The organism is Pseudomonas sp. NFACC10-1 (genome assembly GCF_900119195.1).
Taxonomy (GTDB): domain Bacteria; phylum Pseudomonadota; class Gammaproteobacteria; order Pseudomonadales; family Pseudomonadaceae; genus Aquipseudomonas; species Aquipseudomonas cerasi.
Window position 1 is genome coordinate 358,671 of the sequence record NZ_FPJB01000003.1, and the last position, 8,714, is coordinate 367,384.

Below are 8,714 nucleotides of genomic sequence, written 5' to 3' on the forward strand. Positions count from 1 at the left end.
TCAGTTCATCGCGTCAGGCTGAGTTCGCCCGGCGCGCCATTCAGAGTGCGACCACGGCGGCAGGTGGCGTACATCACCACCAGCGTCAGCGCATAAGGTGCTGCGGCAAACAGGTAGTAGCCGGTGCTGATACCGACCGCTTGCAGGGCCGGGCCGATGGCACCGGCAGCGCCGAACAGCAACGACGCCCACAGACACGCCAACGGGCGCCAGCGGGCAAAGATCACCAGCGCCACGGCCATCAGTCCCTGACCGCTGGACAGCCCTTCGTTCCAGCTGCCGGGGTAGTAGAGCGACAGATAGGCACCGCCGATACCGGCCAGCCCACCACCCACCGCAGTGGCCACAATGCGTACCTTGAGCGGTCGATAGCCCAGCGCCTGAGCGGTTTCAGCGTGGTCGCCGACCAGACGCAGCATCAGCCCCCAGCGCGTGGTGCGCAGCCCCCAGTGCAGAACGAACGCCAGGGCTGCACCGACGAAGAACAGCACATTGATGTTCAGCGCCGAGCGCACGCGTTCTTCGCTGCTCCAGGCTCCCAGCGCCAGTGAAGGCAGCATGGGCGCCTGTGGCTGGATAAAGGCTTTGCCGAGAAAGAACGCCAGGCCGGTGCCGAGCAGAATCAGCGCGATGCCGAACGCGATGTCGTTGACCCTTGGCAACGAGCACGCCAGCCCATGCAGCAGGCCCAGCAGAATGCCGACCCCTGCAGCCGCGCCCACCCCCAGCCATGCCGATCCGCTCAGGCACGCGATGGCATATCCGGACATGGCGCCAGCCACCAGAATGCCCTCCAGTCCCAGGTTGATCCGGCCGCTCTTCTCGGTCAGGCATTCGCCCAGGCTGACGAACAGAAAAGGTGTGCCGACGCGGATAGCGCCGGCCAGCAGGGCGAGGAGAAAGGTAGTCAGGTCGATATCAGCCATGTTGCAGTGCTCCCTTGTCGAGTGACGCGGGTGACGCCGTCAGCCTGATCTTCCAGGCGGCGATACGCCCACCCAGGGCTTCCCAGAGCAGCAGATTGGTGAACAGCAGACCTTCAAGAATCAGCGTGGTGGCGTCTGGCAGACCGAGTCGTCGTTGCAGCAGTCCGCCACTGGCCTCCAGCCCGCCAAGCAGGATGGCGCAGACGATAATTGCCAGCGGATGATGGCGAGCGGCGAAAGCCACGAGGATGCCGCTGGTGCCATAGCCTGCGATCAGCGCGGCGTTGGCGCTGCCTTGCACTGCGGTGACCTCGAACATGCCGGCCAGACCCGCCGCCGCACCGCCCAGCAGGCAACTGAGCATGATCAGCCGGTCCACGGGCAAGCCGATCATCAGCGCGGTACGCACGTTGCCGCCGACCACGGCGAGGGCAAACCCCTTGACGCTGTGGCGCACCAGCACATACGCCAGCAGGCAGGCGACGACGCCCGCCACCAGTCCCCAGTGCACCTCGAAACTGTCGCTGATCGTGCCGATCATGTAGGCATCGTCCAGCGGCGGCGTCGAAGGCTTGTTCAGGCTTGCCGGGTCGCGCAGCGGGCCTTCCACCAACTGCCGGAACAGTGCCAGGGCGATGTACGAAAGCAGCAGGCTGCTGATCGTTTCATTGACCCCGCGACGCTGGCGCATCCAGCCACTCAGACCGATCCACAGTGCGCCCACGGTCATTGCCGCGACGGCCATGCAGGCAAGCATCAAACCGGCTGGCAGATGGCTGAGCCACAAGGGTGTCACGGCGGCAGCCAGGCCGCCCAGTACCAGCGCACCTTCACCGCCGATGATGATCAGCCCGGCTCGCGCGGGCAGGGCGACGCACAGCGCGGTCAGCATTAGCGGCGCGGCGCGTTGCAAGGTGTTTTCCAGGGCGAACCACGAGCCGAACGCGCCTTCGCCGACCAAGTGCAGCGCCTGCCAGGCAGGCTTGCCCTGAACCGCCAGAAACAGCCCGAACAGCACGCACGAGGAAAACACCGCCAGCACTGTAGGCAACCCTGGCAACAGCGCGCTGGCCAGACGGCGCAGACTTATCGATGAACTCATGAACGTTCCTCAGATCTGGCCAAGCACGCCTTCGACCAGGTAATTCATGCTCTCCAGCGCAATGTCGGTCTGGCCTTGTGCAACACCATCGGCAATCACCACGTTGCCCTTGTTATCCTTGAGCGGGCCTTTGAAAATCACGAACTGACCGGCCATCATCTGCGCCTTGATGGCATCCGCTTTCTGTTTGGCGTCGGCTGTTACCGCAGGCCCGTAGGCGGACGTTTTGACGAAGCCTTCCTTCAGCCCGCCGCGCAGGAAGTTGATCATCGGCGCGCCGCTCTGGGCTGCCGCGACGTGAGCACGATAAGGCGTCTCCCAGTTCCATTCGGCACCGGTCAGGTAGCCCTTGGGCGCCAGCGCAGCCTGGCTGGCGTGATAGCCACAGGTCATCACACCGCGTTTTTCAGCTGTCTCGACAATCACCTTGGGCCCGTCGACATGGCAGGTCAGCACGTCACAACCCTGGTCGATCAGGCCGTTGGCAGCTTCTGCTTCCTTGACCGGCAGCGACCAGTCACCGGTGAAGATCACCGTGGTGACGATGCTCGGGTCGACCGAGCGGGCTCCCATGGCGAACGCGTTCAGGTTGCGCAGCACTTGCGGCACAGGTTTGGCGGCGACGAAACCGAGCTTTTTGCTCTTGCTCATGTGCCCGGCGATCACGCCGTTGAGGTATTGCGCTTCGTCGATGTACCCGAAAAAGCTACCCGCGTTCATCGGGTCGCGACCTTTCTGCCAGAGACCGCCGCAGTGCGCGAAACGGACGTCCGGGTACTTTTTGGCGACCTTGACCACGTGCGGTTCGAAATAGCCGAACGAGGTCGGGAAAATCAATGTGGCGCCGTCCTGACGGATCATGGCTTCCATGGTCTTCTGTACGGCCACGGTTTCCGGAACGTTTTCTTCCTCGATCACTTTGACGTTGGGCAGCATCTTGATGATGGCCGCTGCCTGAGCGTGGGCCTGGTTGTAACCAAAGTCGTCGCGAGCGCCGACGTAGATAAAACCCACTACCAGCGGCGCATCGGCTGAGTAGGCGCGACCGAAAGGCAGCGCTGCGCTCAGGCCGATAATGCCCGCCAACTTGATGAAACTGCGACGATCAACATTCGACATGTGTGCTACCTCGGGTCATTGAGCGATGGAAGATGTGTGCGCGGCGCGGTAGGCGCGCCAGCCTTTGTAATCGGTGATGTCCAACGCGCCTTCAAGGCCGCCAGGCTCACAGATGAAACCCTTGACCCACTGGCCGTCGGCCAATTGCAGCGAGCCGATGCCCAGTGGTGCGGGAATGGCCGCGACGAAGGCGCCGAACTGGCTCAGCGGCATTTCCCAGACTTCTATCTCGATGCTCGCGCCCTGTTCAGCGACGCGCACCAGTCCCGGTTTCGGCGGTGTCGTTGCTGCCAGCGCATACAGGCGGTAATCCGCGCTGGTGGTTGTGGTGCGCAGCAGGCGCGCGCCACCTTCGAGCAATTGCCAGTTGAGTGGCTGGCCAACGAGGTGTGCACCGACCACTGCAACCTGCACGGTCGGGCTGTTATAGGGCAGGGGAGCCATCGCCACGGCGTCACGCTGGTCAGCCTGGCCGAACAGCGGCTGCCAGGCAGCGGCAATCTCCGCCAGGCGCTGATCGGCACCGGCCGGGCCAATCAGCGTGATGCCCGCAGGCAGTCCGTCCGCGCGACGATCTGCCGGGATGGCGATGGCGCACATGTTCATCAGGTTGACGAAGTTGGTGTAATAGCCAAGCTGCGAGTTGAGCTCGACCGGATTGCCGAGCACCGCTTCGATGGTCGGCATGCACGGCGCGGTCGGCACCACCAGCACGTCGATGTCGGTCAGCAACTGCTGCGCAGCGCGGGTCAGTTCTGCCAGGCGATAGCGGGCGTTGAACGTGTCCACGGCGTCGAATGAATCCGCGCTCTGCACAATGCCGCGCACCACGGGATGAATGTCGGCCGCGTTGCTGGCGAAGAATTCGCCGATGGCAGCGCGGCGTTCCGCCACCCACGGGCCCTGGTACAGCAGGGCAGCCGCCTCGGCGAACACGTCGAACTCGATAGCGCTGACCGTCACCAGCGGGTCGTTTTGCAGGGCTTCCAGCGTTTTGAGGTAAGCCGCCTTTGCCTGCTCGTCACCGAAAAACTCGCAGTGCCGCGCGACGGCGACACGCCGACCCCTGCGCTGTACCGGCAATGCCTGCACGGCCGCACTGGACGCATCCAGCGGGTCGTAAGCTGCAATGACCTGCGCCACCTGCCAGGCTTGCATCACATCGTTGGCAAAGATGGATGGGCAGTCCAGCGTGCGGCAGGCAGGTACGACCCCGCGGCTGCTGAACAGACCAAGGCTGGGCTTGAGGCCGACGATGCCGTTGAAGCCGGCTGGCACGCGGCCTGAACCTGCGGTGTCCGTGCCCAGTGCAAAACTGACGTAGCCACGCGCTACCGCCACTGCCGAGCCGGAACTCGAACCGCCGCTGACGTAGGCCGGATCATGCGCATTGCGCACTGCGCCGTAGGGTGAACGGACGCCCACCAGGCCAGTGGCGAATTGATCAAGATTGGTCTTGCCCATCAGGATCGCGCCGCTGTCGAGCAGCAGTTGCACAACGTGAGCACTGTCCTCGGGCACGTAGGCGTACGCCGGGCAGGCAGCCGTGGTCGGCATCTGCGCTACGTCGAAATTGTCCTTGACCGCAAAGGGCACGCCGAACAGCGGCAACCGGTCATACAGCGCATCGCCCAGTTGTTCGGCGATACTCTCCAGCGCCTGTGCCCGCTCGACAAGCTGTGCCAGCGGGACGCGATGAATCCAGACCTCTGCCCGGTCATCCGCATCAAGGTGCGCGGTCAGGTTCTGCACCAGTGTCGTCAGCGTGGTTTCGCCCGAGCGGAGCGCCGACTGAAGTTCAGGGATATCGAGTGCGGTCATAGTGGTGTTCATTCATGTATACAAGATGAACTGACGCGTTTGCACGTTACGGGCCAAGGTCAGCCGGAGGGCGATTTACGGTAGGGTCACTGGCTATTGGCGGGGCGTTGCGCTGCACTCATGCGTCATGTTTGCGCTTGAATGTGTCTGCGTGCACAAAGATAGGTCATGTCAGCCGCAGGGCGAATGTAGCGCCGCGCGGCTGACATCAATGCAGGTTTCTCAGCTCTCGCAGAACCTGAGCCGGTTACCGAACGGGTCGCAGACTTCCAGCGTCTTTCCCCAGCCTTGCTGGACGATGTCCGGGCGGGCGTAGCCATACTGCTTGCCGATCAGTTCATCGCGCAATTGCTCGATGTTCTGCGTCGGGATGAACACCGCCGCACCTGGACAGGCATCACCGTGATGTTCGGAAAGGTGCAGGTTCAGCCCATTACGGCTGATGCCCAGATACAACGGCAGATCCGCTTCGAAGCGGTGCTCGAATTCAATGCTGAAACCGAGAAAGTCGATGTAAAACTCACGCGCCTTGCGTTCATCGAATATCCGCAGGATCGGGATGGCACTGGTGAAGGTCACGGTGGCTGGCTCGGTCGTGGGCATCGCTATTCCTTTAGTTGAGGTTCAGTGGACAGGCGCCCATTACAGCTCTTTCTTCAAATGTTTTTCGATTTGCTCCAGTGACTTGCCCTTGGTTTCCGGCAGGCACAGGAACACGAAAATCAACGAGCCAATGTTGATGGCGGCGAAGATGAAGAACGTCGGGTTGCCGATGGTATCGACCGCAATCGGGAATGTGAACGCTACCGATGCGTTGAACAGCCACTGCATCGATACCGCCGTGCCGGTCAGCAAGCCGCGTACCTGCATGGGGAACAGTTCTGACATCAGCAGCCAGTAAACCGGCGAGATGCACATCTGCATGAACAGCAGAAACACCAGAATGCAGGCGAGGGCGGTGTAGCTCTGGGTCATGTTCTGCGGCATGAACTGCAACACGCAACCGAGCGCTGCCTGCATCAGAATGACGATGACCAGACCGGTCATCAGCAAATGCCGGCGCCCGTAGCGGCCGATGGCCCAGATGCCCAGCAAGGTCGCGATGACTGATACCACACCGTTGCCGATCGTCGCGGTCAACGCAGCGTTAGTGCCCATCCCGGTGTTCTTGAGAATGATCGGCGTGTAGTACATAAACGCGTTCACCCCCGTGAACTGCGCGGTGAAGCCCAGCCCTACACCGATCAGCAACAACTTGATGACCCAGCGCTGACGCAGCAATTCTCTTGCTTTCGGGCGATGGCGAGCTTCTTCGTCCTGCGCCTTCATCTCGTCGACTTCACGCTGCGCGTCCTGTTTGCTGGGGCGCAGTTGCTCCAGCACGTCCTGCGCTTCGTCGAAACGGCCTTTGGAGGCCAGCCAGCGCGGCGACGCAGGTACGAAGAACGTACCAACCAGCAGCAACACCCCTGGCACCATGGCGACGGCCAACATGTAACGCCAGATCCCCGGCGTATGCAGCAAGGCCGCCATGACCGCACTCAGCACATAGGCGAGCAGCTGGCCGCTGACGATCATCAGTTCGTTACGGCTGACCAGCCGCGCACGCCGTGACGGACCTGCGATCTCGGCGATGAACACCGGCACTGTTGCAGAGCCGCCGCCCACTGCGATACCCAGCAGGAAGCGCGCTGCGATCATGAACGGAATGGACGGCGCAATAGCAGTGCCCAGTGCGCCCGCAATAAAGAGCACTGACAGCAGGCGTAAGGTGAGGCGGCGTCCGAAGCGGTCGGAGATATAACCACTGGCAAGCGAGCCGAACGCGGCGCCGACAATCAGTGACGCGGTGACCATCCCTTCGCTGTAAGCATCCAGACCCAGCCCGCCCTGATCGGCGGGCAGTGTCATGAACGGCAGGGCACCAGCGATGATGCCAGTGTCATACCCGAACGCCAGTGCGCCCATGGTCGCCACAAGCACAGAGATAAAGATGAGTCGATTCGATGAAGCGCGTTGCCGGCCTTGCTGGCCCGCCGCTGCTGAGGTGCTACTTGAAGACATGAATCTGAAGTCCTTGGCTTGAAACCAGCGTTGCGCCAGTACATGGATGTCACGCTTAGGGCGGTGTCGGCCGTGCTAGTTCCCTACAAACCTGCTCAGGATTGTTTTCCTGGCGAAAGCCTTGAGCTTGAGGCTGCTGAAACGATTAACTTTTCCTTGTCATAAACGCCCCTGTTTCCCCTTTCGCTGTCAATGAAATTCAGTTTCTTTGACTGGTAAAAAATGCTTTTCATTGATTTCAAAGCAGTTTTTATCTGGCACATGCGCTGCTGTCATTACTCACTCTCTGCGCCGCGCATAAGCGCTACAGTAAGACAGCAGAGGTGTGCGGCCTTTTCAACGAGGCTGCGTCGGTATCTTTTGAAAAAGAGGGCGCAACATGAACCTGGCCGAGCAGTACCGTGCCTACATCGCCTGTCTCAACGAGCGTCGCTGGCAGGACCTGGACAATTTCGTCTACGACGGTGTGCACTACAACGGCGAGCGGATCAGTCTGGCCGGTTACCGGGCGATGCTGGAAAACGACGTCAGGATCATTCCCGACCTGCGTTTCAATATCGACCTGCTGGTGGTCGAAGCGCCACAGATTGCCGCCCGTCTGCTCTTCAACTGCTCGCCGCAAGGGCGTTTTCTCGGGCTGGAGGCGCGTGGCCAACGCATTACCTTCAGCGAAAACGTGTTCTATACCTTTGTTGACGGCAAGATCATCGGCGTCTGGTCGGTCATTGATAAAGCGGCAGTGGAGCGCGAGCTTCGTGGCGAAGCGGCGGGCGCCTCGAGTGACAGAAGCACCTGAATGAATTCGTTACGTTCATCGAAGTAAAATCATTTCAGGGCACTACGGGGTAGTAGCGCAGTCTTTTTTAGACACTCTCACCCGGCGGAGCCTCACATGATCACTGTCCATCACCTGAACAACTCACGTTCGCAGCGTATTCTGTGGCTGCTCGAAGAGCTCGACCTGCCCTACGAAATCAAACGTTATCAGCGCGACCCGAAAACCAACCTTGCGCCACCCGAGCTCAAGGCCGTACATCCGCTGGGCAAATCACCTGTCATCGAAGATGGCCCGCATGTCGTCATCGAGTCCGGTGCCATTGTCGACTACCTGATTCGCCGTCATGGCGACGGTCGTCTGCAGCCGGACCCGGCCAGCGCTACCTACGACGAGTACGTGCAATGGCTGCACTTCGCTGAAGGCTCGGCGATTCTGCCGCTGATGCTCAACCTGTACGTCGGGCGCCTGGGTGACGCGGGTGCGCCATTGCATCCGCGTATCCAGTCGGAGCTGGCCAACTACCTGGGCTATCTGAACGAAGCCCTGGGTCTGACGCCGTATCTGCTTGGCGATGAGCTGAGTGGTGCGGACATTCAGATGAGCTTTATCGGCGAGTTTGCCAAGGCTCAGGGAATGCTGCAGCCGTACCCGAACGTGACCGCGTGGGTTGAAAGGCTGCAGGGCAGACCTGCGTACCGCAAGGCTTTGGAGCAGGGCGGGGAATATTCCTTTGCCAAGTAATCGCCGTGCCTGAAGCGCTTGCACCGCACGATACTCGGGCTGATCGTTCCTCACGCTTCAGCCTGTAGATGCAGTTCTCGACGCTCTGCGTCGCAAGAGGACGCGGAGCGTCCAGAAAGGCATACGACGCAGAGCGTCGCACGATAGTTGCGATGATCGTTCC

The 8,714-nt window shown here is 61.2% G+C and carries 8 protein-coding genes; 2 read left to right on the forward strand and 6 right to left on the reverse strand.

Going from position 1 to position 8,714, the window contains the following annotated elements; genetic code table 11:
• Positions 1 to 5: 5 nt before the first annotated feature.
• The 6 genes from BT119_RS10315 to BT119_RS10340 form a co-directional block, all read right to left on the reverse strand.
• Positions 6 to 926 carry an ABC transporter permease gene (locus tag BT119_RS10315; protein ID WP_046719875.1) on the reverse strand — a complete coding sequence of 307 codons (921 nt, stop codon included), beginning with the start codon at positions 924 to 926 and terminating at the stop codon, positions 6 to 8.
• Positions 919 to 2,028 (reverse strand): ABC transporter permease, encoded by a 1,110-nt coding sequence (locus BT119_RS10320; protein ID WP_003433510.1) that lies wholly within the window; start codon positions 2,026 to 2,028, stop codon positions 919 to 921. Before BT119_RS10320 ends, BT119_RS10315 begins: the two co-directional genes overlap by 8 nt.
• Before the next feature lie 9 nt (positions 2,029 to 2,037).
• Positions 2,038 to 3,147, reverse strand: a complete 1,110-nt coding sequence (locus BT119_RS10325) for a BMP family ABC transporter substrate-binding protein (protein WP_072365584.1) — start codon at positions 3,145 to 3,147, stop codon at positions 2,038 to 2,040.
• Positions 3,148 to 3,162: 15 nt separating this feature from the next.
• Positions 3,163 to 4,968, reverse strand: coding sequence for an allophanate hydrolase (gene atzF, locus BT119_RS10330; RefSeq protein WP_175550571.1), 1,806 nt, complete (start codon positions 4,966 to 4,968; stop codon positions 3,163 to 3,165).
• Positions 4,969 to 5,190: 222 nt separating this feature from the next.
• Positions 5,191 to 5,571 (reverse strand): glyoxalase superfamily protein, encoded by a 381-nt coding sequence (locus BT119_RS10335; RefSeq protein WP_054080705.1) that lies wholly within the window; start codon positions 5,569 to 5,571, stop codon positions 5,191 to 5,193.
• Between the two features lie 39 nt (positions 5,572 to 5,610).
• Positions 5,611 to 7,032: a sugar porter family MFS transporter gene (locus BT119_RS10340; RefSeq protein WP_032609497.1), complete on the reverse strand. Its 1,422-nt coding sequence runs from the start codon at positions 7,030 to 7,032 to the stop codon at positions 5,611 to 5,613.
• Between the two features lie 379 nt (positions 7,033 to 7,411).
• On the opposite strand from BT119_RS10340, the gene BT119_RS10345 reads away from it, so the two are divergent.
• Together BT119_RS10345 and BT119_RS10350 are read left to right on the forward strand one after the other, a co-directional pair.
• Positions 7,412 to 7,828 (forward strand): ester cyclase, encoded by a 417-nt coding sequence (locus BT119_RS10345; protein WP_072365588.1) that lies wholly within the window; start codon positions 7,412 to 7,414, stop codon positions 7,826 to 7,828.
• Between the two features lie 96 nt (positions 7,829 to 7,924).
• Entirely contained in the window at positions 7,925 to 8,551 is a 627-nt protein-coding gene (locus BT119_RS10350; protein ID WP_003339874.1) for a glutathione S-transferase family protein, read from the forward strand.
• The last annotated feature ends 163 nt before the right edge of the window (positions 8,552 to 8,714 follow it).